Origin of the sequence: Haloarcula sp. 1CSR25-25, from assembly GCF_032027985.1 — an archaeon.
Lineage (GTDB): Archaea > Halobacteriota > Halobacteria > Halobacteriales > Haloarculaceae > Haloarcula.
In genome coordinates this window covers 309,750-323,991 of the sequence record NZ_JAHYBW010000001.1, presented here as the reverse complement: position 1 = coordinate 323,991, position 14,242 = coordinate 309,750, and the positions used below count along the sequence as shown (strand labels likewise).

At 62.6% G+C, this 14,242-nt stretch carries 11 protein-coding genes; 5 read left to right on the top strand and 6 right to left on the bottom strand.

Annotated features, from left to right (window positions below; genetic code table 11):
* Window positions 1–44: 44 nt before the first annotated feature.
* The 3 genes from KZ498_RS01435 to KZ498_RS01425 all read left to right on the top strand — a co-directional run bounded on the left by KZ498_RS01435 (window position 45) and on the right by KZ498_RS01425 (window position 3,349).
* Window positions 45–860, top strand: a complete 816-nt coding sequence (locus KZ498_RS01435) for a sugar phosphate isomerase/epimerase (protein WP_312616192.1) — start codon at window positions 45–47, stop codon at window positions 858–860.
* Between the two features lie 232 nt (window positions 861–1,092).
* A complete protein-coding gene (locus KZ498_RS01430) occupies window positions 1,093–2,175 on the top strand; it encodes a Gfo/Idh/MocA family oxidoreductase (protein WP_312616190.1) in 1,083 nt (360 codons plus the stop codon).
* A gap of 106 nt (window positions 2,176–2,281) precedes the next feature.
* A complete protein-coding gene (locus KZ498_RS01425) occupies window positions 2,282–3,349 on the top strand; it encodes a glucose 1-dehydrogenase (protein ID WP_312616188.1) in 1,068 nt (355 codons plus the stop codon).
* Window positions 3,350–3,599: 250 nt separating this feature from the next.
* Here the strand turns inward: KZ498_RS01425 and KZ498_RS01420 are convergent, their stop codons facing one another.
* The 4 genes from KZ498_RS01420 to KZ498_RS01405 form a co-directional block, all read right to left on the bottom strand.
* The gene (locus KZ498_RS01420; protein ID WP_312616186.1) at window positions 3,600–4,739 is read right to left on the bottom strand and encodes an ABC transporter ATP-binding protein; all 1,140 of its coding nucleotides are present in this window, start codon (window positions 4,737–4,739) and stop codon (window positions 3,600–3,602) included.
* Between the two features lie 85 nt (window positions 4,740–4,824).
* Window positions 4,825–5,742, bottom strand: a complete 918-nt coding sequence (locus tag KZ498_RS01415; RefSeq protein WP_127015149.1) for a carbohydrate ABC transporter permease — start codon at window positions 5,740–5,742, stop codon at window positions 4,825–4,827.
* Complete coding sequence (locus KZ498_RS01410) at window positions 5,739–6,683, bottom strand: sugar ABC transporter permease (protein WP_312616182.1); 945 nt, start codon at window positions 6,681–6,683, stop codon at window positions 5,739–5,741. Before KZ498_RS01410 ends, KZ498_RS01415 begins: the two co-directional genes overlap by 4 nt.
* Before the next feature lie 93 nt (window positions 6,684–6,776).
* Window positions 6,777–8,213 carry an extracellular solute-binding protein gene (locus KZ498_RS01405; protein WP_312616181.1) on the bottom strand — a complete coding sequence of 479 codons (1,437 nt, stop codon included), beginning with the start codon at window positions 8,211–8,213 and terminating at the stop codon, window positions 6,777–6,779.
* A 372-nt stretch (window positions 8,214–8,585) separates the two neighbouring features.
* Between KZ498_RS01405 and KZ498_RS01400 the strand changes: the two genes are divergently transcribed.
* Window positions 8,586–9,593, top strand: a complete 1,008-nt coding sequence (locus KZ498_RS01400) for a C-terminal binding protein (RefSeq protein WP_312616180.1) — start codon at window positions 8,586–8,588, stop codon at window positions 9,591–9,593.
* A gap of 93 nt (window positions 9,594–9,686) precedes the next feature.
* On the opposite strand, the gene KZ498_RS01395 is transcribed toward KZ498_RS01400, so the two are convergent.
* Both KZ498_RS01395 and KZ498_RS01390 read right to left on the bottom strand, forming a co-directional pair.
* Window positions 9,687–11,495 (bottom strand): thiamine pyrophosphate-binding protein, encoded by a 1,809-nt coding sequence (locus KZ498_RS01395; RefSeq protein ID WP_312616178.1) that lies wholly within the window; start codon window positions 11,493–11,495, stop codon window positions 9,687–9,689.
* A 170-nt stretch (window positions 11,496–11,665) separates the two neighbouring features.
* Window positions 11,666–12,901 carry a mandelate racemase/muconate lactonizing enzyme family protein gene (locus KZ498_RS01390; RefSeq protein WP_312616176.1) on the bottom strand — a complete coding sequence of 412 codons (1,236 nt, stop codon included), beginning with the start codon at window positions 12,899–12,901 and terminating at the stop codon, window positions 11,666–11,668.
* A gap of 348 nt (window positions 12,902–13,249) precedes the next feature.
* Between KZ498_RS01390 and KZ498_RS01385 the strand changes: the two genes are divergently transcribed.
* Window positions 13,250–14,044, top strand: coding sequence for an aldolase/citrate lyase family protein (locus KZ498_RS01385; protein ID WP_312616174.1), 795 nt, complete (start codon window positions 13,250–13,252; stop codon window positions 14,042–14,044).
* The last annotated feature ends 198 nt before the right edge of the window (window positions 14,045–14,242 follow it).

The window sequence follows — 14,242 nt, the reverse complement described above, 5'->3', positions numbered from 1 at the left end:
TTCTCACCCGAATCTATTTATCATCACGCGTTCCCTGAAGGTGTATGGGCGTTGGATACACGACTATCATGTACGACGCGACCGACCTCGACCGGGCCCTCCGTGACATCGCAGCCTGTCGATACGACGGCGCAGAGATCGGGCTCGAGAAGGTGCGAGCCACAGGGTTCGACACCGTCGGACAACTGCTGGAACAGAACGGTCTCGACCTCTACTGCGTGATGAGCGAGTGGCTCGAAACGGAAGCTGCCGTCGACAGAGTCGTCGCGGACGTACCAGGCGTCGCCGACCTCGGTGCCGAGTATCTCGGTCTCCTGCCACCGCAACGTGGCCGAGTGGACGACGGAACGGTCAAGCAGTGGTTCAGACGGCTCACAGAGGCCGCGACCGACGCTGGCGTGACGCCACTGGTCCACCACCACGGCGCGACACACGTCGAGAGCGCGGCGGAAACCCGTGAGCTGTTGGACGCCGTCGACGGCCTCGAACTGCTCTGGGACACCGCTCACTACTATCCTTACGGTGAGCACTTCCCCGACGGTGACGTGACCGACGGTATCGAACGGTTCGGCGACGACATCGCGTACGTCCATCTCAAGGACGTGGCCCCGCCGACGGGCTTTGCCGAGGTCCGAGACAGCCTCACCGAGGGGGACTTCCACCTCGACCACGTCATCAACTACTTCCGGTCGTTCACCGACCTGGGGGAGGGAATCCTCGATTTCGCGGCGGTCAACGATGCGCTCGAGGACATCGGGTACGACGGCCACTACACCATCGAGATCGAGAACCAGACCGAAAAAGCGCTGGTCCACGCGATGGAGAACTACGAGCACTGGCGACAGATAACCGCCGAGTGAGCGACGGTACGGGGGCACCGCTCCACGGGTACCGTATTCGAGCCTCGCGTCAACTGCACTCGTTCCGCACCGACTACGATGCCCGTTCCGCCGGAACGAACGTACGATGACTGCGGAGTCCATCGAGGGAGCAAGTGGGGCGACCTTACCGACTGTCCGCGGTAGGACCGAGACACCGCTCGCGGACGAACCCACCCGAAGGTATAAAAACTGCGACGCGGAAGTGACAGTAATGCGATTCGGAATCATCGGCTGCGGCCTCGTCGCACAGGTCATGCACATCCCCTACCTCGCCGAGCTACAGGAGGCCGAGCTCCACGCGTTCGTCGACCCCGCAGAAGACAGAGCGGAGACTCTCGCGGACCGATACAACGTCCCGCACGTATACGCCGGGCACGAGAAACTCCTCGCGGACGTCGGTGACCAACTCGACGCCGTCGTCGTGCTCACACCGTCACACGCACACGCAGACGTCGCCGTCGACACGCTCGGTGCAAACGTCAATACGCTGGTCGAAAAGCCGCTCGCGGCGACGCTCGAAGACGCAAACCGGCTGGTCGAGGCGGCCGAAGAGAGCGAAGCAACGGCGATGGTCGCCTACATGAAACGCTACGACCCGTCCTACGAACGGGCCCAGGAAGTCGTCGGCGAGCTAGACCAGATAGACCTCGTCACCGCCTACGACGTCGACCCCGACCACTTCCGGATCATCGAGGAGGTGTACGACCTGGTTCCGGGGTCGCCGCCCGAATCGGTCATCGAGGAGAGCAGCGCAAAGCGGCGGGCTGATATCGAGCAGGCCATCGGGACGGACGACGAGACGCTCGTCGAGGCCTACGACTTCCAGCTCGAACACGTCTGTCACGACGTGAACGCACTCCGGGGGCTGTTCGGCGACGTGGAACGCATCGACCACGTCAACGTGCTGGCCGACGGCCGCTACGCGACGGCTCACATGACCTACGAGGACGGTGTCGCGTGTCTCCTGGAGAGCGGCGACAGCGACCGGAAGTGGTTCGAAGAGTCAATTCGCGTCGATTCTCCGGACGGGATGGTCTCCGTCGATTTCTCGAACCCGTTCATCAGGAACACGCCGACTGAACTCCGTATCAGACAGGGAACCGAAGAACTGACCGACACGGTGGAGACGCCGTCGTACGAAGAACCGTTCAAGCGGGAACTACAGCAGTTCATGCGATGCACAGCGGGAGAGACACCAGTCCGGACGACCTTCGCTGAAGCGCGCGAGGACCTGCGCGTTATCATCGACCTGTTCCGGACCTATCGCGGGGAGACGCCGCGGACCGGTGAGTGACGCAGTCGCAATCGTTTTCAGCCGCGGGTCGGGGCTTACCATTCGTCCCGTGTGGGTGCGAGCGAAGTGTTAATGACGTCTGCGAACTGTAGCAGTCGGTGTTGCAATGCAAGCCGTAGCACTCTATCCGGCGGGACCGGACCTGCGCGTCATCGAGAAACCAAAACCAGAACCGGCCGAGGACGAAGTGCTCGTTCGGACGCTCCACGTCGGTGTCGACGGCTCCGACAGGCGAATCGTCGCCGGCGAAATCGGTGGCGACTGTCCCGATGGGGACGACCACCTGGTCATCGGACACGAAGTCGTCGGCGTCGTCGAGGAACCCAACGGCAGTCGGTTCGAACCCGGTGACGTCGTCACCGCACTGGTCCGAAGGCCGAAAGACCCGGCATCGCGCTTCGCCGAGAAGGCGACACTCGATATGGCGCCGCCTGGGACCGTCCACGAGTGCGGTATCACGGGTGCACACGGGTACATGGCCGAGTACTTGACTGCAGAACCGACGTATCTCGTTTCTGTACCGGAGAGCCGGAGAGACTACGGCTTCTTGGCCGAACCAGCCAGCATAGTCGAGAAAGCGCTGGAACAGGCGTTCACTGCTCGGTCCGGATTCGACTGGCGGCCGGAGAGTGCGTTCGTCCTCGGCAACGGGAACCTCGGCTTGCTGGCGCTTGCCCGCCTCTCGACGGGCCAGGAGTTCGACCGGACGTACTGTCTGGGCCGGCGCGACCGACCCGACCCCACGATAGCGTTCATCGAATCTGTCGGCGCCACGTACGTCGACTCACGCGAGACCGAGTTGAGTGCGTTCCCAGACGTCCACTGCCCTGCGGATTTCATCTTCGAGACCACCGGCTACCCCCGTCATGCCGTCGAGGCTGTGAGCGCGCTCGGCCCCAACGGCATCGCGACACTCCAAGGGATACCAGGCGAGAGCGCGTTCGAAATCGACGGCGGCGAGTTCCACTCGGATATCGTCGTGAACAACAAGGGTATCCTCGGCGTGGTCAACTCCCGGAAACCCCACTTTCAGGCCGCAGTCGAATGGCTGCGTGACACCCCCGAATCACTTCTCGAGGAACTCGTCAGCGGTGTCTACGCTGTCGAGGAAGTCGAGGCGGCGCTGGACGACTCCGATGACACGATAAAAACGGTCGTGTCCTTCGAACGGTGACGGGACGGTCCAGCAAGGCTTGCGGTGTACAGTGTGCACCCATTCCCGCACCGGCGGTCTGCGTATCGGAACTGCCGCGTTGGTAGCACCCGTTCCAGAGGTCACCGGCAATTCACCGTCTCCAGCGCGGTGTCGTGTCGAGTCATCAACTGTGTCCTGACCGGACATCCTCAGAGAGTATCGACCTGCGGGGTAGTACCGGACTGTTCGGGAGCGGACGGGAGAACTGGGTGCGGCGAAGCGGTCGTGACTACGGCTGTGACTCGGTCGAGGAGGAGGCGCGCGTCGCAGCAACCATCTCCTTGGGGTCACCGATCCGTTCCCCGGTTTCGCTGTCGAAGCCGTGGACGAGTTCGTCTTCCAGCGTCAGCCACACGGTATCGCCCCGAGTTGCATCGATAGTGCTCGGTGCGACGACGGTCAGACTCACGTCTTCGGCCTCCAGTTCGACGATTTGCTCGTCACCTTGTGGTTCGGTCACTTTCACCACGGCCTCGATGGCGTTGGCAGTATCCTCCGTGTGGATGGTGAAGTACTGCGGTCGGACCCCGAGTGTCATCTGCTCGGTCCCGGTGTATCGACTCGCAGCGGTGTCGTCGAGCGACACGTCGAAGGCTTCCGGGGCGTCGACGGCTTGAATCCGTCCCTCCGAGTGGGTGACTTCGATGAAGTTCATCGACGGGGACCCGATGAAGCCGGCAACGAACCGGTTTACCGGCTGGTGGTACACCTCGTCGGGGGTCCCGATCTGCTGGATGCTGCCCTTGTCCATCACGACGAGTTTGTCACCGAGCGACATCGCTTCCTCCTGATCGTGAGTGACGTACAGTGTGGTGATATCCATCTCGCGCTGGAGGACCTTGATCCGACTTCGCATGCTGATTTTGAGCTTCGCGTCGAGGTTCGCCAGCGGCTCGTCCATCAGGAACACCGCCGGACGGCGGATGATTGCCCGACCCAGGGCGACACGCTGTTGTTGCCCGCCGCTCAGATTGGCGATGTCCCGGTCGAGCAGTTCCGGAATCTCCAGCGTCTCCGCGACCTCGTCGATCCGGTCTTGCCGTTCGGTCTTGTCGACGCCGGCGACTTTCAGCGGGTAGCCGATGTTTTCCCGCACGGTCATGTGCGGGTACAGCGCGAAGTTCTGGAACACCATCGCGATGTTCCGGTTTTTCGGGTGCACGTCGGTCACGTCGTGGTCGTCGAGCGTTATCGTTCCCGACGTCGGTTCCGTGAGCCCGGCCAGACACCTGAGCGTGGTCGTCTTTCCGCACCCGCTCGGGCCCAGCAGAATCGTGAATTCCCCGTCGTTGACCTCGAGGTCGATGTCCTCGATGGCTATCGTTTCGCCATACGCCTTCTTGACTGAGTCGTATTCGACAGTTACCATTGCTTGGAAACCTCCGTTGTCGTAGTGAATCGATTCGGTGCCGACTGTCCGGCACGAACGACCGACAGTGGACGGCAGTCGGCGTTCATTTGCCGACCGCCCCCATGCTGAACCCGCGGACGAGTTGCTGGCGCGCCATGAACGCGAACACCAGGACTGGCACGAGGGCGATTGTCGCCGCGACACTCATGTTGATCCACTGCACCGAGAACTTCGTCACGAACGAAGCGAGCCCCACAGGCACGGTGATCGCCTGCGAGCTCTGTGCGAGGATCACCGCGAACAGCAGTTCGTTCCACGTGATAATCGTCGTGAAGATCGCTGAGGCGATGAGCCCTGGTTTCACGAGCGGTAGCACGATCTTGAAGAACGCACCCAGGTGGGTGTGGCCGTCGATCATCGCGGACTCGATGAGGCTCTCCGGGACCTCCTCGAAGAACCCCTTCATCATCCACACGGCGAACGGGATGTTGAACATCGTGTAGACGAGGATGAGCCCGCGGAGCGTGTTCACCAGTCCGAATCCACGGAAGATGACGAACAGGGGGATGATCGTGACGATCGGCGGCATGAACCGCGTCGACAGGATGTAGAACGGCAGGTGGAAATCCAGGTTGTAGGGGTACTCGAACGTGACGAACGCGTAGGCGGCCATCGCCCCGATCGTCGTCGCGACGATTGTCGTGACGACAGTGATGATGACGCTGTTCGTGATGAACGTCACGAACTCCGGCCGCTCTGCGAACAGTCGCGCGAAGTTCCCAAACTGCGCGTCGACCGGTATCCACTGCGGCGGGAACGACAACAGGGTCTCCCTGGTCTTCAGGGTCGCCGTCACCAGCCAGTAGACCGGGAACAGCGTCCAGACGAGGAAGACGGCGAGAGCGCTGTAGACGCCGAGCTTCGTCAGTCCCAGTTCAGTGAGGCGTTCGTGTAGCTTCTCCAGCCCTGACGGTTCCGTGTAGGGCATCGTTTCGACCGGGGTGTCCTGTTTCGTAGTCATGATCCGAACTCCACGTTAGCGATCTTGACGAAGCTCATGGCCAGTATCAACACTAACACGAGTAGCGACACGGCCATCGCGGACGCTTCGCCGAAGTTGTTGAACCGGAACGCGGTCCGGTACATCTCCATGCTGATGACGTTCGTCGCGTCGGACGGACCGCCGCGGGTGAGGATGAACACCTTCGCGAACACGCGGAGAGCGTCCACCAGTCGAATGATCAGGATCAGCACTATCAGCGACTTGAGATACGGCATCGTGATGTGCATGAACCGCTGCCGTCGGGAAGCGCCGTCCATGATCGCCGCCTCACTGACATCGTCCGGGACCGACTGCAGCCCTGCAAACAGCACCAGCACGACGAACGGCGTCCACTGCCAGATGTCGGTGAGGATAACCGAGTACAGCGCGATGCTCGTCTCGCTGATCCAGCCGACGTTCGCCCCCCCGGTTAACGGTGCAGCGATGAAGTCCAACAGTCCGTTGGGCGCGTACATCAGTCGCCAGATCAGGCCGATGACAGTCGGAGAGAGGATCATCGGAATGAGTATCAACGTCTGCCAGAGCCCACGGACCTTTATTTTCTTGTTCAGCACCAGCGCCATGGCGAACCCGAGCACGAACTCGACGCCGACGGCGACGCCGACGAACTTCGCCGTCACGACCAGCGAATTGATGAACGCCCCGTCGCTGAGTAGCTGGACGTAGTTCTCGATACCCACGGGCTCTGTCCCGGTCGGTAGGTACGACTGCGTCGAGAACTGGAGTGCGCGAAGCAACGGGTAAAACGTCAGCGAAAACAGGATAAGCACCGCTGGAAGTGTCATCAACCACTTCAGGTGGTCGTCGACCCACAGCAGCGCGTCCTCGCGACTGGACGTGTCCGTACTGAACTGCGCGACCTCCGTGCTCGTTGTCGCGCTATCGGTGTCAGTCGCCATCGGTATCCTCTCCGAATAGCCCTGGAAGTGCTCCGTACCGATCGGAGAAACACGTCGAGGCTGGTGGTAAGTCGCGTTCCATAGGGTTCTGTTTCACTCGTAGTAATTGGCGTTGGCGAGGATGCCCTCGACCTGGCTTTTCGCCTCTTTGGTCATCTCGCTCGGGGAGAGGTCGCCGGCGAGCGCGGCGTTGAGCAGCTCGCCGTGTCCGATCCCGAACTCGGAGTAAAGCGGCGTACGCGGCCGGTACTGTGCGTTCTGGAGGCTCTCGTACAGCGCCGGGAACCACGGCTGGGCGTCCATGTTGTCCTCGAAGGTGTCGTGACGGAACGGAACACCGCCCAGCTCGACGTACTTGTTCTGTGCCTCCTTCGAGATGGCCGAACGGATGACCTCGCCGGCCGCTCGCTTCTTCGAGTCGGAGGTGTAGCTGTTGATGCCCATAATCCAGTTCCCCTGGGTCGGCGCCTGTCGCTCCGCACCGGTGTGGCCTTTCGGGATCGGCGTGAAGGATATGTTGTCGGCTTCCTCGGATTCTTCGGAGTCGAGCAGGAGCGATGCAGCCGACGGCCACGCCGGGGCCTGTGCGGCAGAGCCACTCGACAGCCCGTTGAGTACCGCGTCGCTGTCGAACGAGGTGACCCCGTCCGGACTGATGGATTTGAGGTCTTCGGCGTAGAACCGGACCGCCTCCGTTCCGTCCTCGCCGGCCCAGTTGTACCGCCAGTCGTCGTCGAACATCGTTCCGCCGACGGCGTTACCGAGGGCGAAGAAGTTCGCCATCACCGGGTTGCCACGCTTCCCGCGGATGATGTACCCGTTCGCGCCGTCGATCTGGTCGGAGATCTTCTGTCCGGCCTCGTAGACATCAGCCCAGGTCTCTGGCTCGTCTGCGCCGACCTGATCGTAGTACCCGCTGTTGTAGGCAAACAGCTGCGTGTTCCCGACGATGACCTGTCCGCGGACCTTCTGGTCCATCCCCTCTGCAGACGGGATGTTCGGCGCACCCGGAGTGGGCCACGTCGAGATGTCCACGGTGGTGTCGATGAGCTGGTCCGTCGGAAGGTCTTCCGGGAGCCACTGCTTGATCGGGTCGACGTGCCCGGCGAACTGCGGGAACCACGGGTCGTCCATGAACGCGATGTCGTACGCGTCGCCCTGCGTCGAGAGGACGCTGTTCGTCTTCTCGAAGAGGTTCGCGTACGGGAACAGTTCGACGTTGACCGTAATTCCCGTATCGTCTGCCACGTACTCCTCCGCGAGACGTTTGAAGAGCCGACCGGACCCCTCGACCGCCGCAACCGAGAGTTCGTCTGCAGTCTGGTTCGACCCGGAACCGGTCGAGCCGCCGTCACCGCCGCCGCCGTCGCCGCCGGAGCCATCCCCACCACCCCCGCAACCGGCGAGACCGGAGAGGGCTACGACACTTGCGGTTGTGCCGATGAACTTTCGCCGCGACGTGGCTGACCACCCGGTCGAGTCGTTCGTGCCAGTACCACTGTCTGTCTCCGCCTTGCTAGTTGGAGTCACATCTTGACCCTGACTTTCCTACGTAATAAATCATGCTGTTGAGTTCAACTGTTTATTCCGTAACTAATCTCTGGTGGCTCCACATCGGTTACTCGCCGCCGCGTGGCACCACAGCCGGATACGCGCGTTCGAACACGTGCTATCTGCTTCCATCGAGCCCCGCTGTCGTTGCTACGTCGAATCGGCCGCTATCAGTGCGGCCTCCGTCCCCGTTGTGGCGATCCATCTCACTACGCCCCAGCGTAGCTGTGCCGTCGAATCTCTGCAGTCTTCCTGGGCTCGCCCGTGGTCGTTGTCGCCCCTCGTCCCGTGACTGAAGCCAGTCGCATAGAAAACTACTTTTGAGTCCGTCAGAGAGATGCACGCAGTCGTATGACTGAAACATCCAGGAAGAGAACCGTCGGCGTCACTGCGGGGAGTGCGTTCGACCTGAGCGTCGAAAGGGAAGTATTCGACGGGCTCGACGTGACGCTCCGGCCGGTGGATATCGAGACTACGGACGACCTGATCCGCGAACTTGCCGACGTAGACGCCGTCGTCGACAGGCTCCTGGCAGCCCCCTACACGGCTGACGTTATCGATGCGCTCGACCGGTGTGCTGTCATCGCCCGCTGTGGTATCGGTGTCGATGGCATCGATACCGAACGCGCCGCCGCACGCGGGATACACGTCGTGAACGTCCCCGTCTACTGTCAGGACGAGGTGTCAGAGCACACCATCATGCTCCTGCTCGCGCTCGAACGCAACCTCTCGACGTACGATACCGCCATGCACGACGGGGTGTGGGCACAGGACGTGCCGACGAACCAGATTCACCGGCTCCGCGGACAGACACTCGGACTCGTCGGGTTCGGGACGATAGCGCAACTCGTCGCCGAGAAGGCACAGGCCTTCGGGATGGACGTCATCGCGGCAGACCCGTACGTAGACGAAGCGGAGATGTCCCGGGCGGGCGTCCAGAAGACCACCTTCGAAGACGTGCTGGACGTCGCCGACGCGGTCTCGCTGCACGCACCGCTCGTCGAGGAGACGAGCGGGAAGATGGACGCTGCCGCGTTCGAACGGATGCAGGACACCGCGTATCTCCTCAACGTCGCACGCGGGGGCCTCGTGGTCGAAGACGACCTCGTCGACGCGCTGCGCGGAGACGAGATCGCCGGCGCCGGGCTAGACGTGTTCGAAACGGAGCCGTCTTCTCAGGGAGACGCCTTTCCACCGTTCGAGAGCCCCCTTCGCGACCTCGAGTCCGTCGTACTCACGCCCCACGTCGCGTGGTTCTCTCAGGAGGCCAACGATGAGCGTCGACGTCGGGCTGCTCGGGACGTGCGCCGCGTCCTCGAGGGCTCGGCTCCCGAGAACCCGGTCAACGACCCGCAGTAGTCTCCGACGACGCTGGGAAAACGCTGCGATGTACTACGGCGATAGCGTGTGTACAACTGACGGCGATGGCGTGGTGTGAATCCGGCGGCGGGCTCAGTCGTCACCGGCCGCTTCGCTTTCCTCCACAGATGTTTCGTCGTCGGGTCGTTCCGCGGATTCGTACCCCTCGCCGAGTCCCGGGAGGTGCCACGCGCCAGTCATGATGCCGCCCGTCTCCGTCGTCTCCCGCTGGACGACCGCTTCGACGAGCGCCGGCCCGTCGTGGTCGACCATCCCGGAGAGAGCCCCCTCGAGCTGGCCCGGCTCGTAGACCCGTTCCGCGTACTCGACGCCCATCGTCTCGGCCATGCCGACTGCGTCGTAGTCGTGCTCTTCGTCGAACTCGGTCGCCAGTACGCGGTCCCACCCGGACTGGGTGACCTGGAGGTTCCGAATCGAGAGCCACGCGTGGTTGTTGAGCACCAGTACGTTCACGTCGACGCCGCCCTGGACGGCGGCGATGAGCTCCTGATTGCAGTGCAGGAAGCTCCCGTCGCCCTGGATAGAGACGACCTGCCGGTCGGGAGCACCGAGCTTCGCACCGATTGCCGCCGGCAGCGCAAAGCCCATCGTGGAGAACCCGCCCGCGGAGATGTTCGACCCGGGCTCGTACACGGGGAACTCCGGGTTCGTGATGTCCTGGGAATGTCCGGCACCGGTCGTGACGATAGCGTCTCGGTCCAGCACGTCTCGGAGCGAGCCGAGGACCCGGGCCATATTCAGCGGCATCGAGTCGTCGGTGTGGCGCTCCTGGATGCGCGCCTCCCACTCGTCCCACCGTCGCTGGACCTCTTCGTAGTACGCGTTTCCGTCGGTATCGATCGGGTCGGTCCGCTCGGCGATCTCGTGTCGAATCTGTCGCGTTACGACCTTGGCGTCGCCCTGGACGCCGACCTCGACCGGATAGTTCTTTCCTATCTCGTGGGGGTCGATGTCGACGTGAACGAGTTTCGTCGGTGGAATCTCGAAGCTGACACCGGGGTCGAACGACGACGTGTGGAGGTCGGAGAACCGGACTCCGATGGCGAGAACCACGTCGGCAGTACTGCAGAGTTCGTTAGCTGCCGTCGTCCCCCAGGCCCCCGCGTACCCGACGAAGAGGTCGTGGTCTTCGGGAATCACGCCTTTCCCCTGGAACGTCGGGCTGACGGGCGCCTGGAGGTACTCGGCGAGGTCCTGCACCTCTTCCGATGCCTCGCCGAGCAGACAGCCACCGCCGGCGACGATGACCGGCCGGTCTGCGTCTTCGAGCAGGTCCGCAGCCTCGGCTATCGACCGGGGGTCGCCGGCGGGCCGATGCTGAGTGCGTGACTGTTCCGGTTCCGGGATCTCCACGTCCGCCGTCGCGTGCTGGACGTCCATCGGGATTTCGACGTGCACCGGGCCCGGCCGCCCCGTGACGGCTTCCTGAAACGCACGCCGCATCGTCCGCGGCAGGTGCGCAACGTCGTGGACCTGGAACGTCTGCTTTGTCACCGGTTCCATGACGTTCGGGAAATCGCCCGGGCGCTTGCGCTCTATCTCCTGCAGGATGCCCTGCCCGTACTCGTGGGTCTGTGGCCCGCCGGTGAGGATGACCATCGGGATGGAGTCGACGAACGCCGTCGCCGCTCCTGTTACGGTGTTCGTCGCGCCCGGCCCGATAGAGGTGTACACCACGATCGGGTCACCGTTTGCGCGTGCATAGCCGTCCGCGATGTGGGTCGCTCCCTGCTCGTGTCGGGGCTGGAACACCTCGACGTCGGAGTCGTTGAACGCGTCGATCATCAGTGTACTCCCGTGGCCCGGAATTCCGACGAGGTACTCGACGCCCTCTTTCTCGAGGTACTGTGCGATGATTTCACTGCCGTTCAGCCGTGGCATACCTCTGCGTTCAGATAGCACTGTAATCAATGTTCGGGTCAGATACCCGTTCACGGTGTCTGAGCCGGTACAAACCAGTGTTCAGGGGATGGGGCCCGTAGCTCTCAGATGGGCCCGGACAGAGCGGTGGGATTTGCCTCCGGCAGGTGACTTCGAAGCGAGGTGCGGCGCTACTCTTTCCGATGCTGTTCGACGACGTCCCAGTCCAGTTCGATGCCGAGCCCGGGGCTGTCGGGAATTCGGATCCGACCGTCCTGAATGAAGTCGTCCTCGCGGGCGAGCAGGTCCTCCCACCATGGTACTTCGCGGGCGTGATACTCCAGTGCGATGAAGTTCGGCACGGTAGCGCCGACGTGTGCTGTCGCCGCGGTCGCGACGGGACTCCCGATGTTGTGCGGGACGAGGGCCTGATAGTACGACTCGGCCATATCTGCGATCTTCTTCGTCTCGGCGATACCGCCCGTCTTCGGTACGTCCGGCGCGAGAAAGTCGACGGCCTGCTCCTCGATGAGGTCGCGAAAGCCGTGGCGGCCGTAGCGGTTCTCGCCTGTCAGGATCGTCGCGTCGACGCGCCGTTTGAGCTCGCGCATCGCGTCTGTGTTCTCCGGGGGCAGCGGGTCCTCGATCCACGCGAGGTCGTAGGGTTCGAGCGCCCGACAGAGGCGCTCGGCCGTTTCGGGACTGAAGTTCCAGTGGAGGTCGACGGCCACCTCCGCGTCGTCGCCGATCTCTTCCATGACGGCGTCGACGACCTGTCGTTTGTGCGCTATCTCCGGCGGGTCGAAGTGTCGCGAGAGCGTATCTATCTCACGCCCCGAGGGGACATCGAGGTCGAACTTCACGATGTCGAACCCGTCGTCGACGGCCGCACGTGCGGCCTGCGCGTACGCTTCTGGCCGGTATGTGGACTCTTCCTGTCCCTCCTTGGCGGACCCGACCATGGCCTCGCCAGCGTGACAGTCCGCGTACACCGCTACCTCCTCGCGCATCTTCCCTCCCAGCAACTGGTACACCGGCTGGTCCAGTAGCTTCCCGGCGGCGTCCCACAGGGCGAGTTCGACGCCGCTGATGGCGATCGTGCCAACCCCTTCCTGCGAGCCCCGCCCCGAAAGACTCCCGCGCATGAGGTTGTAGAGCCGTTCGACGTCGGTCGGGTTCTCGCCGACCAGTATGGGGCGAAGGTAGTCGGTGATTATCTCGTGAACGCCGGGCGAAGGGTAGGCTTCGCCGATGCCGGTGACCCCTTCGCTCGTCTCGATGGTGACGATCGTCCATGGGAAGTTCCCGTCGACCACCACGGTATCGAGGTCGGTTATCTCCGCTATGGGGCCGTCAGCACGCCGGGGCGTTTCATCGAAGTCTTCCCACATGGTCACTGCGAGCTTGGAAGCGAAATCTTCGTACATGGTTGAATCGATCTGGGGAATCGGCTGGCGGTGTCAGGTCGCACAGTCGGACGCCGACAGGTCGCCAGCCAACGACTCGGCAGTCCCCGCGTAGCACACGGGACACCGTCGCAGGTGGTACCGAATCGCATCAACTGTCGTTTCATCGTTTGCCATGTTATAATTTCCGGTGCCGCCATCGGGCGTTCACTCGCTTCGTCGGTGTCTCGACGCCGACCTCAGTGTCCTGTCTCAGGGGGTATTAAAAGCCTGTATATTTTTGTACCTCGACGTACAGTTGGGACACAGGGAGCCAGTCGTCGCCGGGACAGAGTTCAGTCCGGCGATACTGGCCAAATGCACCCAGCTATGACTAACACCAAGGATTTGATCGATTCAGACGGCCATCCGCTCGGCACGTGGCTCTCCATTGGTCACCCGAAAGTCGCGGAAGGCGTAGCACAGCTCGACCTGGACTTCGTCCTGGTCGATATGGAACACACGACGATGACACTCGAGACGGTCGAGACGATGGCTCGCGGCGTCGACGCCGCGAACAACGGGACAGACACAATCGTTCGAGTGCCCTGGAACGATCCGGTCCGTCTGAAACGGGTCGTCGACATCGGGGTAGCAGGCGTCATGGTCCCGATGATAGACTCGGCCGAGGAAGCACGAACCCTCGTCGAGTCGATCCGATATCCGCCGGAGGGTATCAGAGGTATCGCGGGGAGTCGAGCAACGGACTACGGTCGGAACTTCGAGGAGTACGTCACGAACGCCAACGGCACGATTCTGACCATCGCACAGATAGAGACCGAAGCGGGGCTTGAGAACGCCGAGGAGATCGCTAACGTCGACGGCATCGACGCGCTGTTTGTCGGTCCGGCGGACCTCTCCAGTGCCCTCGGGATGTTCGCCGAATGGGACTCTGAGGAGTTCACCCAGGCCATCCAGCCGGTTATAGACACGAGCGAGACGACGGGCGTCCCAGTCGGGACGCTGACCGTCGATATCGACGCGATCGACGAACGCCTGGCACAGGGCTTTGACTTCCTCATCGCCGGGAAAGACATCTCGCTGCTGATGGACTCCATCGATCAGGCGATAGACGGGTATTCGGCTGCCCTGGACAAACAGACCCCTACCTCATCGTTCGACTGACACTGTCGCCTGTCCCTACTGGGAGATATCCGCCGCCCCCGTGACAATCTATTCGGGCCGCACAGCCGACAGTACGAGATACCGCTCTCACCCGAGGAACTGACGCCGGCAAGCGACACTCCAGAGATGACCCTGCTATAACTCTCACTGACGTCCGCTCTCGACTCGCCGCGAATGACACACAGGCGCCACTGTCAG

Coding starts and splice junctions, on each gene's coding strand:
- KZ498_RS01395 (WP_312616178.1), bottom strand. CDS start 11,495: ATGCCACGGCTGAACGGCAGTGAAATCATCGCACAGTACCTCGAGAAA.
- KZ498_RS01390 (WP_312616176.1), bottom strand. CDS start 12,901: ATGTACGAAGATTTCGCTTCCAAGCTCGCAGTGACCATGTGGGAAGAC.
- KZ498_RS01435 (WP_312616192.1), top strand. CDS start 45: ATGGGCGTTGGATACACGACTATCATGTACGACGCGACCGACCTCGAC.
- KZ498_RS01430 (WP_312616190.1), top strand. CDS start 1,093: ATGCGATTCGGAATCATCGGCTGCGGCCTCGTCGCACAGGTCATGCAC.
- KZ498_RS01400 (WP_312616180.1), top strand. CDS start 8,586: ATGACTGAAACATCCAGGAAGAGAACCGTCGGCGTCACTGCGGGGAGT.
- KZ498_RS01415 (WP_127015149.1), bottom strand. CDS start 5,742: ATGACTACGAAACAGGACACCCCGGTCGAAACGATGCCCTACACGGAA.
- KZ498_RS01420 (WP_312616186.1), bottom strand. CDS start 4,739: ATGGTAACTGTCGAATACGACTCAGTCAAGAAGGCGTATGGCGAAACG.
- KZ498_RS01385 (WP_312616174.1), top strand. CDS start 13,250: ATGACTAACACCAAGGATTTGATCGATTCAGACGGCCATCCGCTCGGC.
- KZ498_RS01425 (WP_312616188.1), top strand. CDS start 2,282: ATGCAAGCCGTAGCACTCTATCCGGCGGGACCGGACCTGCGCGTCATC.
- KZ498_RS01410 (WP_312616182.1), bottom strand. CDS start 6,683: ATGGCGACTGACACCGATAGCGCGACAACGAGCACGGAGGTCGCGCAG.